15 protein-coding genes are annotated in these 18269 nt (G+C 34.8%); 11 read left to right on the top strand and 4 right to left on the bottom strand.

Going from position 1 to position 18269, the window contains the following annotated elements; genetic code table 11:
• Positions 1 to 219: 219 nt before the first annotated feature.
• The gene (locus tag ABEG63_RS17495) at positions 220 to 2745 is read left to right on the top strand and encodes a DUF5686 family protein (RefSeq protein ID WP_346586517.1); all 2526 of its coding nucleotides are present in this window, start codon (positions 220 to 222) and stop codon (positions 2743 to 2745) included.
• A 52-nt stretch (positions 2746 to 2797) separates the two neighbouring features.
• Here ABEG63_RS17495 and ABEG63_RS17490 read toward each other — a convergent pair whose 3' ends face one another.
• The 3 genes from ABEG63_RS17490 to rplU form a co-directional block, all read right to left on the bottom strand.
• The gene (locus tag ABEG63_RS17490; protein ID WP_346586515.1) at positions 2798 to 2983 is read right to left on the bottom strand and encodes a hypothetical protein; all 186 of its coding nucleotides are present in this window, start codon (positions 2981 to 2983) and stop codon (positions 2798 to 2800) included.
• A 117-nt stretch (positions 2984 to 3100) separates the two neighbouring features.
• Complete coding sequence (gene rpmA / locus ABEG63_RS17485; protein WP_165135550.1) at positions 3101 to 3358, bottom strand: 50S ribosomal protein L27; 258 nt, start codon at positions 3356 to 3358, stop codon at positions 3101 to 3103.
• A 26-nt stretch (positions 3359 to 3384) separates the two neighbouring features.
• Positions 3385 to 3765: a 50S ribosomal protein L21 gene (gene rplU, locus ABEG63_RS17480; protein WP_267404823.1), complete on the bottom strand. Its 381-nt coding sequence runs from the start codon at positions 3763 to 3765 to the stop codon at positions 3385 to 3387.
• Between the two features lie 180 nt (positions 3766 to 3945).
• Between rplU and ABEG63_RS17475 the strand changes: the two genes are divergently transcribed.
• The 6 genes from ABEG63_RS17475 (at position 3946) to ABEG63_RS17450 (ending at position 12328) form a co-directional block, all read left to right on the top strand.
• Positions 3946 to 4833 (top strand): metalloprotease, encoded by an 888-nt coding sequence (locus tag ABEG63_RS17475; protein ID WP_346586512.1) that lies wholly within the window; start codon positions 3946 to 3948, stop codon positions 4831 to 4833.
• Between the two features lie 120 nt (positions 4834 to 4953).
• On the top strand, positions 4954 to 6042 hold the full coding sequence (locus tag ABEG63_RS17470) for an acyltransferase family protein (RefSeq protein WP_346586598.1): 1089 nt from the start codon (positions 4954 to 4956) through the stop codon (positions 6040 to 6042).
• 293 nt (positions 6043 to 6335) lie between these two features.
• Positions 6336 to 6917: a tRNA-(ms[2]io[6]A)-hydroxylase gene (locus ABEG63_RS17465; protein WP_267404830.1), complete on the top strand. Its 582-nt coding sequence runs from the start codon at positions 6336 to 6338 to the stop codon at positions 6915 to 6917.
• A 211-nt stretch (positions 6918 to 7128) separates the two neighbouring features.
• Complete coding sequence (locus ABEG63_RS17460) at positions 7129 to 7746, top strand: DUF502 domain-containing protein (protein WP_267404833.1); 618 nt, start codon at positions 7129 to 7131, stop codon at positions 7744 to 7746.
• A 260-nt stretch (positions 7747 to 8006) separates the two neighbouring features.
• On the top strand, positions 8007 to 9383 hold the full coding sequence (locus tag ABEG63_RS17455) for a tryptophanase (RefSeq protein ID WP_346586510.1): 1377 nt from the start codon (positions 8007 to 8009) through the stop codon (positions 9381 to 9383).
• 509 nt (positions 9384 to 9892) lie between these two features.
• Entirely contained in the window at positions 9893 to 12328 is a 2436-nt protein-coding gene (locus ABEG63_RS17450) for a TonB-dependent receptor (RefSeq protein WP_346586508.1), read from the top strand.
• Positions 12329 to 12552: 224 nt separating this feature from the next.
• On the opposite strand, the gene ABEG63_RS17445 is transcribed toward ABEG63_RS17450, so the two are convergent.
• A complete protein-coding gene (locus tag ABEG63_RS17445; protein ID WP_346586506.1) occupies positions 12553 to 13770 on the bottom strand; it encodes a PQQ-dependent sugar dehydrogenase in 1218 nt (405 codons plus the stop codon).
• Positions 13771 to 13879: 109 nt separating this feature from the next.
• On the opposite strand from ABEG63_RS17445, the gene ABEG63_RS17440 reads away from it, so the two are divergent.
• The 4 genes from ABEG63_RS17440 to ABEG63_RS17425 all read left to right on the top strand — a co-directional run bounded on the left by ABEG63_RS17440 (position 13880) and on the right by ABEG63_RS17425 (position 18099).
• On the top strand, positions 13880 to 14251 hold the full coding sequence (locus tag ABEG63_RS17440) for a BlaI/MecI/CopY family transcriptional regulator (RefSeq protein ID WP_346586504.1): 372 nt from the start codon (positions 13880 to 13882) through the stop codon (positions 14249 to 14251).
• 3 nt (positions 14252 to 14254) lie between these two features.
• Positions 14255 to 15640, top strand: coding sequence for a M56 family metallopeptidase (locus ABEG63_RS17435; RefSeq protein WP_346586502.1), 1386 nt, complete (start codon positions 14255 to 14257; stop codon positions 15638 to 15640).
• Between the two features lie 64 nt (positions 15641 to 15704).
• A complete protein-coding gene (uvrB, locus tag ABEG63_RS17430) occupies positions 15705 to 17696 on the top strand; it encodes an excinuclease ABC subunit UvrB (RefSeq protein ID WP_346586501.1) in 1992 nt (663 codons plus the stop codon).
• 28 nt (positions 17697 to 17724) lie between these two features.
• On the top strand, positions 17725 to 18099 hold the full coding sequence (locus tag ABEG63_RS17425) for a VOC family protein (protein ID WP_346586500.1): 375 nt from the start codon (positions 17725 to 17727) through the stop codon (positions 18097 to 18099).
• Positions 18100 to 18269 lie beyond the last annotated feature (170 nt).

The following is an 18269-nucleotide window of genomic DNA, read 5'->3' as shown; positions in this document are numbered from 1 at the left end:
TACATACTATAAAATCTGTTATTTCGTTTTAAAACAGAATTATATCCGTAAAAAGTTACTCCTTAACAGATTTACAATTACAGCATCACTAAAAATGTTGAAGTTATTTTTGCTATTTTTGTTGTTTTGTTCCTAATTACAAAAAAAGCGTAAAAATTATTAACCCTTTGAAAGAAACAGCATGCTTTTTGTTTATGCTAAATGCTAGGAAAAATACAAATGTTTATTAACAATATAAAATACTATCCCCTTTTCTTTATTATACTTTTATCTGATTTCGTCTGCGCCCAAAATTCGGCTAGCGGAAGAATTATTGATGAAAAAACCACTAAGCCTATCACAGGCGTAGATATTTTTATCAACGACAGTAATAAGGCTGCTTTAACTACAAATTCCGGGAATTTCAGTGTTCAGTCAGACAGTATTATTTATAAGCTTAAATTTTTAAAGAAAAACTATTCGCTGCAAAGCATTGATATTACTTCAGAAAATAACTCTAATATTTTTGTAAAACTTTCCGCTGAAAAAGTGGGAGATATTCAGGAAGTTGTAATTCATAACGAAAAGCCAAAGTATAAAAATAAAAAAGAAAATCCGGCTTATGCCATCATGCAGGAAGTCTGGAAAAGAAAAAGGAACAATGGTTTAGAAAAATTCAACACATATACCTACAAAGAATACGAGAAAATTCAGTTTGATGCCAATAATCTGGATAGTACTTTCATGAAGAAAAAGATCTTCAATAAAATGGATTTTATCTTCGATTATGCAGATTCTACCGCCAGCGGAAAAATGGGACTTCCTATATTTTTAAATGAATCTATCTACGAAAATTACGGAGAAAACAGACCCGATAAAAAAAACAAAAAGCTTCTTGTAGCTCAGAAAACTTCAGGATTCCAAGATAATCAAGTGATTACGGTAACGGCAAAAAACCTTTATCGTGATATTAATATTTATGATAATACTTTAAATTATTTTGACATTGGCTTCCCAAGCCCCGTGGGAACAGACGGCTTCAGTACGTATGATTATAATTTAACCGATACCATCAGCGTTCATGGCGAAAGAGCCTACAGAATTAGATATCAGCCGAAAAGAACAGAGGTTTTGGCTTTTCAGGGCTATCTTTATATCGATACAGACAGCTATGCCGTATTGGGAGCAACTTTAAAATCTACTCAAAAGATTAATGTTAATTTCATCAACAGTATTTCTACCGAGTTGGAATATGACAATCCTGATGATGAAACTTTCTTACCTAAAAAATTCGTTACCGCAATTGAGTTAACGCCTTTTGCCAAGAAAAAAACATCCAAAAGCATCATTGCAAGGCGGTCTGTAGATTATTACGAATATGATTTTAATAAACCTTTGGATAATAAAGTTTTCGTTCGAAGAGAAGAAGAATATGATGATAAGTTTGTAGATAAAGACGATGCTTACTGGGCAAAAGCTAGACCCGATTCTTTATCTAAAACCGAGCAAGGAGTGTATGAAATGCTTGACAAGCTAAAACAGACGCCAAAATTCAACCGAATTGTAAAGCTTTACGAAACATTAGGCTCAAGATATTACAATATTACCAAAGGCATCGACATCGGTCCTATTTTCTCTGTTTACGGCTTTAATGAAGTGGAAGGCAGCAGAATAAGACTGGGTGCAAGAACATATTTTACTCAAAACGATCCATGGAGGGTTCAGTTTTATGGAGCGTACGGATTTAGAGATCAGCAGTTTAAATATGGCGTGGAAGGAAAATACATGTTCAATAGACTCAACAGATTCATGATTGGAGTAGGAAGCAGAAGAGATATTTTACAGCTCGGAACGCAGCTTACAGATGACGACGGAATTATGTCTAGATCATTTGCCTCTTCTACTGTTTTTGCGAGAGGAGACAACACTTCTTTAAGTTCAGTAAATTCAACCAATGTATTTGCTTCTATTGAGCCTTGGAAAAACTTCCAGGTAAGAGTAGACGGAACCATGCAGAGTATTAAATCAGCAAATCCAGGCGGTTTCAACCTGATGTACTACAGAAACGGAGAATTAAGACAAACGGTGAACGATTCTCATGTTACTGTTAGCTTAATCGCAAGACCGGGCGCTAAATTCTCACAAACCGGAGTCGACAGATACGAACACGGAACTTTGGCTCCGACTATTGTTTTAAAATATACGAGAGGTATTGAAGGTTTATTCAATGCTGATTTCAATTATAATAAATTACAGTTTTTATTCTACAAACCAGTTTTGGTGGGAAGTTTAGGAAAATTGATGATTAACTTTGAAGCAGGAAAAAATTTCGATACCGTACCATTAGCAATACAAAATGTAATTCCCGGAAATCAATCTTATGGTTTGGTTCCCAATACTTTTTCACAGCTTAATTATTACGAATTTGTAGCGGACACGTACACCACGCTACATCTTGAACATCATTTTAATGGAAAGATTTTATCCTACATTCCATTAATTAAAAAATTGAAATTCAGAGAAGTAGCTTTCATCAGAGGCGCTTACGGAACATTAAGCGATGGCGCAAGAGCGATGAATGTTGATGGATTAAGATATTCTGCACCAAGTGATCATGTATATTTTGAATATGGTTTCGGAATAGAGAACATCGGGATTGGAAATCTTAGAATTTTCCGCGTCGATTTCAACTGGCGAGGAAATTATCTCGACAGACCAGATATTTCAAAATTTGGCGTAAAAGCCGGCTTCCAAGTTGGGTTTTAAAATATAAATCTCCTTCAGATTGAAGGAGATTTTTTTATTTTCAGTAGAGAGATTAAGATTCTACAGGATAACCTTTACAGCTATTGCAGTGCGCCACAATATACACCACATTACAAGAAGGTCTTTCGCCTTCAGGAAGTTTACAGTAAATATCACAAGGCAAACAATCTTTTACCGGAAGAGCACCTCCCATTACACTTTTAAGTTCTTCTCTTTTAAATTTCTTTACATTTTTCATATGAATTAATTTTTAATTGGATGTTCTATAAATGTAAGAATATTTTTCATCGGAGAAACAAAAAAAATCCTCAACAAAAATGCTGAGGATTTTAATTTTTATGAAACGCTTAAATGATTATGCGTTTGCTTCTACAGATACAAAAGATCTGTTGTTTGCTTTCTTTCTGAAAACTACTTTACCGTCTACTAGAGCAAACAAAGTGTGATCTTTACCGATTCCCACGTTTTCACCTGGGTGGTGCTGAGTACCTCTTTGTCTAACAATAATATTTCCAGCAATAGCTTCCTGACCACCGAAAATCTTCACACCTAATCTTTTAGAGTGAGATTCTCTACCGTTTTTGGAACTACCAACTCCTTTCTTATGTGCCATTTTATTCTAAGGTTTTTTGGTTTAAATTATTCTGCGCTTTCAGCGTCAGCTTTTTTAGTTGTCTTTTTAGCAGGTTTTTCTGCTTTTTTAGCTCCATCAAATCCTGTAATACCAGTAATTTGAATTTGAGTTAAAGATTGTCTGTGACCATTTTTTACTTGGTAACCTTTTCTTCTTTTCTTTTTGAAAACGATTACTTTATCAGCTTTTACGTGGTCTAGGATCTCTGCTTCTACAGTGATTCCGCTTACAGCTGGGGCGCCTACAGTGATTGCACCGTTTACAGTAAGAAGTACTTTATCGAAAGATACTTTACCTCCTTTGTCTCCTGCTAAACGGTTTACAAACAACTTCTGGTCTTGCTCAACTTTGTATTGAAGCCCTGCTATTTCTACAATTGCAAACATTGTTTATAAATTTTTAGTTATTTCGAGGTGCAAATATAAGAATTAAATTCTAATTTGCTTACAATCAAACGCATTATTTTTTAAATAAAATTTTTCTTTATGTCTCGAATAATTTTTCACTATAAAGTGATGAGACTTATCATAATATTTTATACCTTCGTTTTCACCAAAATATTTTATATGAAAAGAAACTTTAATTTCCGCGCTTTAGCGGGAGCATTTGCTGTTTTGACATTGGCAGCATGTAACAATGATAATGTAGAAGACACGGTAGTACCTGAGGCTCAGGTAGAAAATTTAAAGCTGGATCAGCCCAATGAATTGGAAAAAGTATGTTATTATGTAGATCAGTACTGGAACTCGTCTGCCGTACTTACCACCACTCTGCAAACCACAGCAGATACCAATTTCATGAATGCACAGATGACAAAAATTGCGAGTTTGTGGGGAAGAAGCAATCCTACATTAAGGTTTGTAAATGATCCTTCCAATTACAACTCTACTTACAATGCCATCTCCTACTCTACAGGAAAAATTTATTACGGATATGCCATTTATTATGATGCAAAATCCAAAGGAGGAGACATTGTAAATGCCATGATTTTGGCACATGAGTACGGTCATCAGTTGCAGTACATCTTCGGATTGCCTTCTGTAAGTGAATCTACTGCAAGACCAAATGAACTGGAAGCAGACGGTTTCGCAGGATATTATCTGAGAAGACCGAATGGCTATAACCAAACATCATTTGCACAGATTGCTGCAGCGTATGAGTTTGCTCAAAGCATCGGAGACTATCAGACAACAAGCGCCGGGCATCACGGAACTCCGCCACAAAGAAGATCTGCGGTACGTTTGGGATTCCTTTTGGGACAGTATGATCTTACGGCTTCAGCTTTTGATTATAATTTCTTTTATTATTATCAAGGCGTGCTGAACGGAACGTATAAAATGGCAAAAAACACTCAATATCCTGAACTTGATGCTTATATGAGCCAGTATATGGATGAGTTAAGAAAAATTCAGTCAGGAGAAATTTCTGCTGAAGAGTTTAAAGATTTGAAATAACATTCATTTTTAGCATATTTTTAAAAAAGAGGCAAGATTTTCCTGCCTCTTTTTGCTTTTTAAAACAGATGATAAAATTCCGCAAAGTTTATTTACTTTTGACACATTATAATATTGATGATGAACAGAGATCTCTACATAGATTTTGCAAAAGGACTGGCAACGCTTTCCATAATATTTATCCATACCGCTTTTTGGTCGGGGCAATTTTATATTCCTGCGGAAATAAGAGTTTTTTCTTTGGTTTTTGATGTTGCTTTATTTTATGCACTAAGCGGAATCACATCGGGTTCTAATATTGAGAAAACTTTTTACAGATTATTAAAATTGCAGATCACGTACATGATTTTCGTGACATTGTTGTTCTTTTTAGATTACTTTTTTAAAGTTTTCGGACTCAGTTTTTTTTCTTTGGAATGGCTACAGAAATTTTATTCAACATTCGGATCAAAATATGCCACCACAAGCATTTCTGCAGTTCCACAATGGCAAAATCTCGGAAATTGGTATCTTCATCAATACACAAATGCAGATACTTTTCCGGTCGTGATGGGAAGTTTCTGGTATTTAAAAGTCTATTTTATTTTAACGGTCTTCGGAGTTTTAATTTTAAGATTTTTTCCAAAACACATTTATTGGTTTATCGGAATTTGTATTGCTTTAACCTTACTATTCAATATTTTCCCGTGGATTTATCCAACAGGGCAAGTCGGTTACGTTGCATTTTACATGGCGATTTTCCTGATTGCGAATAGAATGAAAGGAAAAAAGATTCCAACGAAAATTATTCCCGTATTATATGGAATCGTTGCGGCAGCTTTAATCTGGATGTTTTGGTATTATGGAAGCGAAATCTTCTTTAAGATCAATAAAAATAAATTTCCGCCGAAGATACCTTATATTATATGGACGCTCTTTTCTTTAGTTACGCTTTTTGTTTTTTACAACAGGTTAAAAATTTCAAAGGAAAGTTTCGTCACTCACATCGGGAAAAACGCAATATTTTTCTATTTCGCTCAGGGAATCAGTTCATCTTTGGTTTATTTCTTAGTTGTACCAATGAAAGAAAATATGCCTTGGTGGGTTTTGATGATTTTAATTTATATCATAAATATCATTTTAGCCTTCATTATTTCCTCAGGATTAAAGAAAATTGATTCTTTTGGATGGAATATTCTGGAAATTTTAAGAAAGAAAACTGCATCTTAAAATCCATCATTTTTTTGACGCAAAGTTTTAATTCAAAATAAAACATAGTCGAGTGAGCAAAGAAGAATCAACAAGTTGATTTGATGAAGCGTATTTTCAAGCTTCGCGAAACAAATTTATTTGTCTTTGATTTCCAAAAATCAGCACCGTGAAATAGAATCTTTGCGTTTAAAAACAAAAAACATCATTCCTCAAAATAAATGAACAATGGTTTTACCACTATAATTATCAATTTGAAATAAAATCATACGTCTTATCGCAATTTATTTTAATTTTACAGAAATTTTTAAACTATGTTTAAGTTGAAACTTCCTACCGATCCAAGGTGGGCAAATATTGCAGAAGGAAACCTAGAAGAAATTTTGACGGATCACGCCTGGTGCGAACAAAAAGCCGCGACAAATGCGATCGGCTTAATTACCATGCTACCCGAATATCCGGAAATCGTGACCGAACTTTTATTGATTGCTCAGGAAGAATTGGAGCATTTTCAGCAGGTTCATGAGATTATCAAGAAGAGAGGTTACACTTTTGGACGTACCAGAAAAGACGATTACGTCAACGAATTGGTAAATTTCATCCAAAAGGGTGGAAACAGAGATGATCTTATCGTTGATAAAATGCTTTTTGCGGCGATGATTGAAGCCAGAAGTTGTGAAAGATTTAAAGTTTTAACGGAAAATATTAAAGACGAAGAACTGAAAACATTTTACAGAGAATTAATGATTTCCGAGGCCAATCATTACACGACTTTCATTGGTTTTGCAAGGCAGTTGGGTGACGAAGAAAAAGTAAATGCACGCTGGGAAGAATGGTTGGAATATGAAGCTAAAATCATTCAGTCGTATGGAAAAGGAGAATCTATTCACGGTTAAATTTTTTTAAACATTAAGTAATTAAGATTTTAAAACTCTAAATTTAATTCGCTTAAAAAATTAATTTATTGATTCTTAATTATTAACAGTGATATTTTTTAACTTCTTAATGTTAAAAAGAAACAAACAAAGTTTATTTAGATTAAGAAAATTAAGATAAGATTTTATCCTTTTGCGGTAAATAATTAAAAAAATAACAGATAAAATCGCAGTGAAAAAACTGACTTTTGAAAATATTGCCAATTTCTTTCTGAAAAATTTCTTTCAGGGATTGGTGATTATTGGGCCAATCGGGCTTACCATTTTTGTCATTTATTATGTTGTTACGTCTATCGACAACATTATCCCTTCTGTGGCAAAGGAAATTCCGGGGTTGGTTTTTATTTCTACGATTTTAATAACGGCAATTTTAGGCTTTTTAGGCAATAAATTCGTGGTGGGAAAATTCTTTTTCGATTCTATGGATCGTTTGCTGGAGAAAACGCCTGGTGTAAAACATATTTACACTCCAACGAAAGACGTAATGTCTTCATTTGTTGGAGATAAGAAAAAATTCAACGACCCGGTTTGGGTAAAGACGAACGAAAATCCGGAGATCTGGAGAATTGGATTTTTAACTCAGAAAGAAATGGCAGATGTTGATAAACACAATTATGTTGCGGTTTATCTTCCTCATTCTTATGCAATTTCGGGTTGGGTAATTGTAACTGAAGAAAAAAACATCAAACCTGTAGTGGGAATGACGGCGGCTTCTGCAATGAAATTTGCGGTGAGCGGCGGTGTAGCAGGCTTCCATTCAGACGATAATATTTTTAAAGCTCCTGAATAGTTATTCTTTGCATGATTTTATTCACCGCAAAAGATACAAAAGATGATAAAGTATTTTAGTTAAATCAAAAGTTCATAAAGCAAATTCAAAATAGTTTTGTTTCTGTAATCTTTTGAAAAACTATTTTACAATTAAGATCTTTTGAAACTTTTGTGGTTAAAAAATTCTTGTCATGCATTAATTATTGCTTTAAAATATTTTGATGAATTTGAATTTATTTCAAATAAAATTTTCGTTACAAACAATCTAATAGATATATCATGAATTTACCGTACGCGGAACCTTTCCGTATTAAAATGGTGGAAGAAATCCGCCAATCAACAAGAGAAGAAAGAGAAGAATGGCTAAAACAAGCTAACTATAATTTATTTAATCTAAAATCTTCACAAGTTTTCATCGACCTTTTAACGGATTCTGGAACCGGAGCAATGTCTGACAGACAATGGGGCGCTTTGATGATGGGTGATGAAAGTTATGCAGGATCTCGTTCATTCGAGCAATTGCAAAATACTGTTGAGAAAATCACAGGTTTCAAATATTTATTACCAACTCACCAAGGTAGAGCTGCTGAAAACGTATTATTTTCAGTTTTGGTAAAAGAAGGAGATGTAGTTCCGGGGAATTCTCACTTCGATACAACAAAAGGTCACATCGAATTTAGAAAAGCTCACGCAATCGACTGTACAATCGATGAAGCTTTTGATATTAACGATCTTCACCCTTTCAAAGGAAACATCAACCTAGAAAAATTAGAAGAAATTTATAAAAGTCATCCGAAAGAAAGCATTCCTTTTTGTTTGATTACGATTACTTGTAACTCTTCAGGAGGACAGCCTGTTTCTTTGGAAAACATGAAGGCGGTAAGAGAATTATCTAATAAATACGGAGTTCCTGTATTTTTTGATTCTGCAAGATTCGCTGAAAACGCTTATTTCATTAAGAAAAGAGAAGCCGGACAGGAAAACAGAAGCATTAAAGATATCTGTAAAGAAATTTTCTCGTACGGAGACGGAATGACGATGAGTTCTAAAAAAGACGGACTGGTAAACATCGGAGGTTTCATCGCTTTGAATAACGAAGAAGTTTTCAGAAAAGCATCTAATTTCACGATTATCTACGAAGGTTTCATCACATACGGAGGTATGGCGGGAAGAGACATGGCTGCTTTGGCGGTTGGTCTGGATGAAGCGACTGAATTTGCTTATCTGGAAAGCAGAATTTCCCAGGTTGAATATCTGGGTCACAAATTAATCGAATACGGAATTCCGGTTCAGAAACCAATTGGAGGGCACGCTGTATTCATCGATTCTCTAAATTTCTTACCCAATGTTGACCGTTCAGAATTCCCTGCACAGACGTTAGGTCTTGAGATTTATAAAGAAGCGGGAATCAGAACTGTAGAAATCGGAACTTTGTTGGCAGACAGAGATCCTGAAACAAGAGAAAACCGTTATCCTAAGTTGGAATTGGTACGTTTGGCGATTCCAAGAAGAACGTATACCAACAACCACATGGATTATATTGCAGCAGCAATCAAAAACGTTTACGAAAGACGTGAAGAGATTGCAAAAGGCTACAAAATCACATGGGAACCGGATTTGTTAAGACACTTCACCGTTCAGTTGGAAGAAGCATAAAACTTAAAATAATAAGAGGATTCAAATTAATTTTTGGATTCTTTTTTATTTGAAGCTATTTGACTACGTCGAATTGTACTTTTATTGTTTTTTTAGGAGCAATTTCCCGCTTTCACTACTCGCTTTTTCTGTTTTAGGCTCGGCGGCTTCGCCGCCGAGCCTAAAACAGAAAAGAGCTCAAAAAGGCCGTTCAATCTGGGCTATGGTTCCAGTTGGTCGTTAAAAATTCAGAAAAATATCCTATTCGTTTGTCATCCTGAAAGGATCTCGCCGCGAATCTTTCCATTATTTTTCTAATACTCTACGTAATAACAAACTGTGTTAAAATAACTTTTTCGAAAGTTTAAATTATTTTGTAAATCAATTCCATTCAATTTAAAATTTAAACGAAACTATGCTTTACATTTAATCATTATGTAATTTATCAAACAAAAGTGATTTGTATTGATGATTTAAAAACAAAATTTAATATTTTTGATTAAATCACCAATTTAAAACTTGACGAAAATATGAAAATTAAATACCTAAGCATTGTATTTTTAGGCACAACTTCCGTTTTATATTCACAACAAATCAATGATACAATTTCGAAAGAAGCTAAAATTGAGGAAGTTGCCATCACTGGAAGCCGAAACAAGAAAAGAACCGTTGTCGACACACCCGTCCCGATTGACGTAATTGATATCAAACAGGTTAGTCAATCGACAGGACAAGTTGAAGTCAATCAGCTTTTGCAGTTTGCAGCGCCTTCTTTTAATTCCAACAAACAATCCGGTTCGGATGGAGCCGATGCGGTTGATCCAGCAACTTTGAGAGGTCTAGGACCAGATCAAACCTTGCTTTTACTTAACGGAAAAAGATATCATCAATCTTCATTAATCAATCTTTTCGGGACAAAAGGCCGCGGAAATACAGGTTCAGATATGAACACGATTCCCATCGGGGCCATAAAAAGAGTTGAAGTTTTGCGCGACGGAGCCTCCGCACAATATGGTTCCGATGCGATTGCAGGAGTTATCAACGTGATTTTAAATGACCGCGATCATGGTTTTGAAGGAAACGCTTTTTATGGAGTTAATCTTTTTAAAAGTCCGGGAGATAAAGATGTTGTTTCAGATCGAAAAATAGACGGAAATACTTTTGATTTTTATGGAAATTATGGAACAAAAATAGGTTCAAAAGGAGGTTTCGGAAATTTTACCGCAGAATTTGTTAATAAAGAATATGCGATTCGAAATGCCAATCCAGAAAAATATGATGCACCAAGACAAAGATTTGGAGATGCAAAATCTCAGAATTTTTATTTCTTCGGAAATATCGAAGTTCCGTTGTCAGACAATTTAAAATTTTATTCACGACAAGGGTTTTCTCAAAGAAAAACAGATGCTTATGCATGGACGAGAAGCGCAGACGCAGATGGAAATATTCCTGAAGTTTATCCGAATGGTTTTAATCCCATTGAAGGAACAAGCATCACCGATTTTACATTTGATAATGGTTTAAAATTCAAAGTGGCAGATTGGGATGTTGACTTTTACAACGCTTTTGGAAGCAACAGATTTACATATCAAATTGATAATACAATTAACGTGACTTTGGGAGTGAATTCACCGACGAGTTTCAATGCGGGAGGACATTCTTTGTTGCAAAATACGACTGGTTTTAATGCTTCAAAACAATTTAGCGTTTTAGAAGGTTTAAATATCGCTTTCGGATCAGAATTTAGATATGAAAAATTTGATATCATTAAAGGAGAAGAAGCTTCATACGCTATGTACGACGTAAACGGAAATATTGTGACTGCAAGTACAGATCAAAGTTTATTGGTTACCAATCCTTTAACAGGAGATGTAAGACCGGGAGGTTCGCAGGGCTTTCCGGGATATTCTCAGGAAATTAGTAAAAGTAGAAATAATTTTGCCGCCTATGTTGATACTGAATTAGATATCACAAAAAACTGGATGATAAGCATCGCCGGAAGATTCGAAAATTATAACGATTTTGGAAGTACATTGAACGGAAAATTTGCAACAAGATATAAAATAACTCCTCAATTGGCTTTTCGAGGGTCATTTTCTACAGGTTTCAGAGCGCCTTCTTTAGCTCAGAAATATTATAGCTTACAATTTACAAATTTCCAGGGAGGAGATTTGGTGACGATTCAGTTGGCTTCGAATGACAGCGATTTGGCCAGAAGAGTCGGAATTTCTCAATTGAAACAGGAAACTTCTGTCAACGGAAGTGCCGGATTTACTTTTAATACAGGAAAATTCACAGCAAGTGTCGATGGATATTATATTAAAGTGAAAGACAGAATCGTTTTAACAGGGAATTTTGCAAGAACAGATCTTCCTACAGATGTACAAGCGGATTACCCTTTCATCGATCAGGCGCAGTTTTTTGCGAATGCGATTGATACACAAACTAAAGGTATCGATGTGATTTTAAGCTATAATCAAGATATTGGGAAAGGAAAGCTGACTGCCACTTTAGCAGGAAATTACAACGATATGGAAATCACAAAAGTTAATACTTCCGACAGACTGAAAGGAAGTGAGGAAATTTACTTAAGTCCGAGAGAAAGAGCTTTTATTTTAGCTTCTGCACCGAAAACAAAGATTAATTTAAATCTGAATTATAAAATCAATAAATTCAATGCTAATCTACAGTTGGTAAGATTCGATAAAGTCACTTTGATCGGTTATAGCGGCGCGGACGATTATCAGATTTATAATCCGAAAGTAACGACTGACCTTTCTTTTGGGTATGAATTTTCGAAAAATATTACGTTAACAATTGGAAGTAAAAATTTATTCAACAGATATCCAACTTTACAAAAAACTGCCGTTTCAGATGGAAATACGGAAGCCGGAGGAATTTTTGATCCCGTACAAATGGGATTTGCGGGGAGACAGGCTTTTGCTAGATTTAATTTTAGATTTTAAGAGTTCTAAGATTTTTTGACGCAAAGGTTTTATTTTCCATTAAATAATATTTCAAAGTTTGTCATCCTGAAAGGATCAAAATATAGTATTAGAGAGTAGAATTAAAATCGTGTTTAGATCCTTAAAGGATGACAAACGTGATGGTTATTTCCAGATATAATATGCTTAAAAAGCGGTTCGGGCTCAAAACTTCGTTTTGAGCCCGAACCTAAATATATAAAAGACTATTTCTTTGAAATTTTATACAATTTTCCGCTGTCAGTTACAGCATACAGACTACCATCACTTCCATTCAAAACATCACGGAATCTTTCTTTTTGATCTTCCAAAAGACGTTCTTCTCCGACCACTTTATTATCTTTCATTACAATTCGGTTGATGTGTTCTCCACTCAAACAACCGATCATTAAATTTCCTTTCCATTCATCGATATTTCCTGTGTAAAATGTAACGCCACTTGGTGAAATTACAGGATCCCAATAATAAACAGGCTGTTCTGTTCCTGCTTTCTGCGTTGTCCCGTTATTGATTTTATCTCCGGAATACTCAATTCCATACGTTACATCTCCCCAACCGTAATTTTTTCCGGCTTGAATTAAATTAATTTCATCACCGCCTCTCGGTCCCATTTCAACATCCCAAAGATTACCGTTTGGATCGATTGCTAAACCTTGTGGATTTCTGATTCCGTAAGCATAAATTTCAGGTTTAAATCCGGCTTTTCCAATGAATGGATTTCCTGGAGCAGGTTGTCCATCTTTGGTAATTTTTAAAATTTTACCTAAATAATTATCTGTCTTTTGAGCATAAACTCTCGTCTGTTTGTCTGATCTTTCGCCTGTACTCACAAATAAATTTCCATCTTTATCAAAAGCTAATCTGCTTCCGTAATGTTTGTCACCATCGTAAGTGGGAGTCGCTCTGAAAATTACTTTTACATCAGTAATATTTTTTAAATCAGATGAAAGTTTTCCCTTCGCAACGGCTGTATGATTTCCTTTTTCATAAGGTTCAGAAAAACTGAAATAAATGATATTATTCGTCTTAAAATCAGGATCTAAAGCCACATCCAACATTCCACCTTGGCCTTTTGAATCTACTTTTGGGAAACCTTCGATGTTTAAAGCTTGTTTTCCATCCGCAGAAACCACATTCATGTGACCTCGTTTATCCGTAATTAAAAATCTCCCATCTGGCAAATTAATAATTCCCCAAGGTTTTCCCAGATCTTTATTTAAAACTTCAACTTGGTATGGCGTTGTTGTTTTTACCGCTTTTATTCTTGTCTGTCCTGCAAAAGCCGGTTTGTATTCCGGAGAATTGGGTTTTTCGGTTTCTACACTGCCATCTTTCGCCACTTGGGCAGTGGCATTATTCTTTTGACATGATGAAAGAATTAGAAATAAACTGAAAGCTGAAATATAAAATGTATTGAATTTCATAGAAGTACAATTTGGTGGTTTTAGAATTGAATGGAAAAATAATGCCATAAAATTTGTAGATTTAAATTTTTATTCTACATTTGTAGAAACAAATAACAAAACGTAGAGCATGAAAGAAATAAAACTCACTGATTCTGAAAAAATGGTCATGGAAATTATCTGGGAAAAAGAAAAAGTTTTCATGAAAGATATTTTGGAATCTTATCCTGAGCCCAAACCTGCCACCACAACTATTGCAACACTTCTGAAAAGAATGCAGAATAAAGATCTGGTAGGTTATAAATTGTATGGAAATTCCCGCGAATATTTTGCAAAAATAGCCAAAGGGGAATATTTTAAGGAAGAAATGACTTCTATGATAGACCGTTTTTTCAACAGCTCGGTAGCACAGTTTGCCTCATTTTTCACATCGAATGCAAAATTGTCTCAAAAGCAACTGAAAGAACTTCGTGAAATTATTGATGAACAGATAAAAGAATAAGCCATGATTTTAATTTTTATTAAAATAATTCTATGCTCTTCTTTATTAATTGCATTGTATTATTTGCTTCTGGAGAAAGAAAAAATGTATCGGTTTAATCGCTTTTTTCTCATTTCATCATTGATATTCGCCTGTATTGCGCCCTTTATTTCTATTCAGACAGAAAACCCGAAACCCATCAGCAGATCCAGGATTATTGTTGAAAATGCCACGCAACAGGTTTTAGATTTAAGCCAAAAAGAAGAAAACTTCAATTGGATTAATTTAATTGTGGCTATTTATGGAATCGTGACTTTATTTCTCTTGACCAAAGCAATTTATTCTATTTTCAGAATTAAAAAAATTAAAGGAAAGAAAATAGTCTATCAAAATCACAACGTGGTAGTTACGGAAAATCAACTTTCGCCTTTTACATTTTGGAAAACGATTTATTTAGGCAAAAATTATCTGATTAACAATACTATAGACTCAAGAGTTTTCCTGCATGAAAAGAGCCATTTAGAACAAAAACACAGCTTCGACCTTCTTTTTATCGAATTTTTAAAGATTGTGATGTGGTTCAATCCGGCTTTATATTTTTATAAAAAAGCAATCATTACCAATCATGAATTTTTAGCTGATGAAGCCGTTTTAATGAACGATTTTAATGTAAAAGAATATCAGGAACTGATTCTTGATGAAATAATTTCAGGACAAAACTATAACCTTACGCATACATTTAATTTTAACAACACCAAAAAACGATTTATTATGATGAACAGAAAAAAATCTAAATTAACGGAATTCAAAAAACTGATTAGTATTCCGATGTTAATCGTGGCTTTCGGATTATTTGTGCAAAGAACATATGCTAATGATATGCAGCCTACTCATGAATCCTTTACTCAAAAAACGAAGCCTGAAAAAACACAACAGCCAACGATATTTCAGCAAATTGTTGACGACACTCAAGAATTGCTTGAAGACAAGAAGGTAACAAATACAAATGATGAAAAAATGATTGCAGATACTATTCGTCCGAAAAGTAAAAGTTCTTCACAAGAAACTATTCTGCCTAAGCAGGAAATTGCCACTGCAAATACGGAGAATATCATCAATCCGGTTTATCCTGGAGGAATGAATCAGCTAAGATCTAAAGTTGCCAATACTTTTGATAGTTCAAAACTCGGATCTAGCAAAGCAACCCTTAGAACAGACATTGAATATGTTATTAACGAAGAGGGAACCGTAGAACATTTAATGGTAACAGGAGATAATGAAATCTTCAATAACGAAGCAAAAGCAGCCTTTATAAAGGCAAATGAAGGCATCAAATGGCAGCCCGCAACAAAAGACGGTGTTGCGGTGCGCTATACCTTAAGACTTCCTTTAACCATGACCTTTCAATAGTTTTTATGAATAAATTTAACAAGAGTCCGATTCAGGACTCTTTTTTATTTCATAAATTTGATATATGAATTTTAAACTTCAATCAGAATATCAACCCACCGGCGACCAGCCGCAAGCCATAAAAAAACTTACCGAAGGAATAGAAATTGGTGAGAAATACCAGACTTTATTGGGGGTAACGGGTTCCGGAAAAACCTTTACCGTTGCCAATGTGGTTCAGAATGTTCAGCGCCCGACGTTGGTTTTGGCTCATAATAAAACCTTGGCAGCACAGCTTTTCATGGAGTTTAAAGAATTTTTTCCTGAAAATGCGGTTGAATATTTTGTAAGTTACTACGATTATTATCAGCCCGAAGCCTATATTGCCACTACGGGAACTTATATTGAAAAAGACCTGAGCATTAATGAAGAAGTAGAAAAACTACGTCTTTCTGCCACGGCAAGTTTGCTTTCCGGAAGAAGAGATGTATTGATTGTTGCCTCAGTTTCATGCATTTATGGTATCGGAAACCCGACAGAATTTCACAAATCATTAATTTCACTTGCTATTGGTGAAAAAGTAACTAGAACCGCTCTTCTTCATTCATTGGTAAGCGCACTGTATTCCAGAACACTAAGCGAGTTTCAACGAGGAACATTTCGTGTAAAGGGTGATGTTATTGATGTTTTCCCAGCCTATGCTGATAACGCGATACGAGTTCAGTTTTTTGGTGATGAGATCGAAAAAATACAAAGCTTCGATCCGGTTTCGGGAAATGTGACCGATAATTTTGATCAGATTCAGATTTATCCTGCCAACCTTTTCGTAACCTCAAAAGATACCTTAAATGGCGCCATCAGAGAAATTCAGGATGATATGGTAAAGCAGGTAGATTTTTTCAGTTCCATAGAAAAACCACTGGAAGCCAAAAGATTACAGGAAAGAACCGAACTCGATCTTGAAATGATCAAAGAATTGGGCTACTGCTCTGGAATTGAGAATTATTCACGATATCTCGACGGTAGATTACCCGGAACAAGACCTTTCTGCCTGCTCGATTATTTTCCGAAAGATTTTTTAATGGTTATTGATGAAAGCCACGTTACTGTTCCGCAGGTTCATGCGATGTATGGCGGCGACAGAAGCAGAAAAGAAGCGTTGGTAGAATATGGTTTCCGACTTCCTGCTGCAATGGATAACAGACCATTGAAATTCAATGAGTTTGAAAACATTCAAAATCAGGTTATTTATGTTTCGGCCACCCCGGCAGATTATGAAATGGAGAAAACAGGCGGTGATTATGTAGAACAAATCATTCGACCCACAGGACTTTTAGATCCTATTATTGAAGTTCGTCCATCATTAAATCAAATTGATGATCTGATGGAAGAAATTCAGAAAAGAGCTGATATTGATGAAAGGGTTTTAGTTACGACCTTGACTAAAAAAATGGCCGAAGAACTCACCAAATATTTCACAAAATTCGGAATCCGAACGAGATATATTCACTCAGATGTTGAAACCTTGGAGCGTATTCAAATCATGCAGGATCTACGTGTAGGATTATTTGATGTTTTAATTGGAGTAAATTTATTGAGAGAAGGGTTGGATTTACCTGAAGTTTCTTTGGTTGCGATTCTTGATGCCGACAAGGAAGGAATGCTAAGAAGCAGAAGATCAATGATTCAGACGGTTGGTCGTGCGGCAAGAAACATCAACGGAAAGGCAATTTTATATGCCGATAAGATCACCAAATCGATGCAGGCAACGCTTGACGAAACGGAATACCGTAGAGCCAAACAGATGAAATATAATGAAGACCACGGAAAAGTTCCTACTGCTTTAAATAAAAAGATTTCAGAAAACTTAGTCGGAAGAAGTAAAGATTTTCCTGATGAAAAATATACTCAAAAACAAATTTTACAGAAAGTTGCCGAAACAAAAGCTACGTATGCCACGGAAGACATTGAAAAAATGATTGTTGAAAAACAAAAAGAAATGGAAACTGCTGCAAAAAATTTAGATTTCATTAAAGCAGCTAAGCTGAGGGATGAAATTGCTGCCCTGAAAAGTTAAATTTGAATCAAAATAAACAATAATTGAAATGAAAAGAGTAACGGGCATCGGGGGAATTTTCTTTAAATGTAAAGATCCAAAAGCCTTAAAAGAATGGTATAAAACTCATCTGGGAATTGATATAAACGAATACGGAGCAACATTCGGCTGGAAGGAAGTTGCAGACTCGAATCCTAAAGGTTCTTTGACGTGGAGCCCTTCTCCTGAAACAACGAAATATTTTGAACCTTCTACAAGAGAATTTATGATCAATTATACAGTTGATAATCTGGAAGCTTTGGTTGAAGAGCTGAAGAAAGAAGGTGTTACAATTTTAGATGAAATAGCAACTTATGATTTCGGAAAATTTATTCATATTCTGGATTTGGAAGGGAATAAAGTTGAGCTTTGGGAACCGAAGTAATTGGAATTATTTGATATAAATATAGTTTCGGCGGCACCAAAGGTAGTCTTGGTCGGAAGATTTTTTCTTTCGACTTTTTCTTTTCTGCATGGATTTATTTTTATATTTATAGGTGATATTCCATCATTATGTCAGTTTTTAAAGACCATAAAATTTCCCTCAAAAATATT

Origin of the sequence: Chryseobacterium sp. C39-AII1 (assembly GCF_039672645.1) — a bacterium.
GTDB lineage: Bacteria > Bacteroidota > Bacteroidia > Flavobacteriales > Weeksellaceae > Chryseobacterium.
Note: the sequence above shows the minus strand (reverse complement) of the source record. Positions and strands in the feature narration are given on the sequence as shown.

Bases quoted from the DNA above. Each gene is read 5' to 3' on its own strand.
- ABEG63_RS17495 (WP_346586517.1), top strand. From the start codon at position 220: ATGTTTATTAACAATATAAAATACTATCCCCTTTTCTTTATTATACTT.
- ABEG63_RS17490 (WP_346586515.1), bottom strand. From the start codon at position 2,983: ATGAAAAATGTAAAGAAATTTAAAAGAGAAGAACTTAAAAGTGTAATG.
- rpmA (WP_165135550.1), bottom strand. From the start codon at position 3,358: ATGGCACATAAGAAAGGAGTTGGTAGTTCCAAAAACGGTAGAGAATCT.
- rplU (WP_267404823.1), bottom strand. From the start codon at position 3,765: ATGTTTGCAATTGTAGAAATAGCAGGGCTTCAATACAAAGTTGAGCAA.
- ABEG63_RS17475 (WP_346586512.1), top strand. From the start codon at position 3,946: ATGAAAAGAAACTTTAATTTCCGCGCTTTAGCGGGAGCATTTGCTGTT.
- ABEG63_RS17470 (WP_346586598.1), top strand. From the start codon at position 4,954: ATGAACAGAGATCTCTACATAGATTTTGCAAAAGGACTGGCAACGCTT.
- ABEG63_RS17465 (WP_267404830.1), top strand. From the start codon at position 6,336: ATGTTTAAGTTGAAACTTCCTACCGATCCAAGGTGGGCAAATATTGCA.
- ABEG63_RS17455 (WP_346586510.1), top strand. From the start codon at position 8,007: ATGAATTTACCGTACGCGGAACCTTTCCGTATTAAAATGGTGGAAGAA.
- ABEG63_RS17450 (WP_346586508.1), top strand. From the start codon at position 9,893: ATGAAAATTAAATACCTAAGCATTGTATTTTTAGGCACAACTTCCGTT.
- ABEG63_RS17445 (WP_346586506.1), bottom strand. From the start codon at position 13,770: ATGAAATTCAATACATTTTATATTTCAGCTTTCAGTTTATTTCTAATT.
- ABEG63_RS17440 (WP_346586504.1), top strand. From the start codon at position 13,880: ATGAAAGAAATAAAACTCACTGATTCTGAAAAAATGGTCATGGAAATT.
- ABEG63_RS17435 (WP_346586502.1), top strand. From the start codon at position 14,255: ATGATTTTAATTTTTATTAAAATAATTCTATGCTCTTCTTTATTAATT.
- uvrB (WP_346586501.1), top strand. From the start codon at position 15,705: ATGAATTTTAAACTTCAATCAGAATATCAACCCACCGGCGACCAGCCG.
- ABEG63_RS17425 (WP_346586500.1), top strand. From the start codon at position 17,725: ATGAAAAGAGTAACGGGCATCGGGGGAATTTTCTTTAAATGTAAAGAT.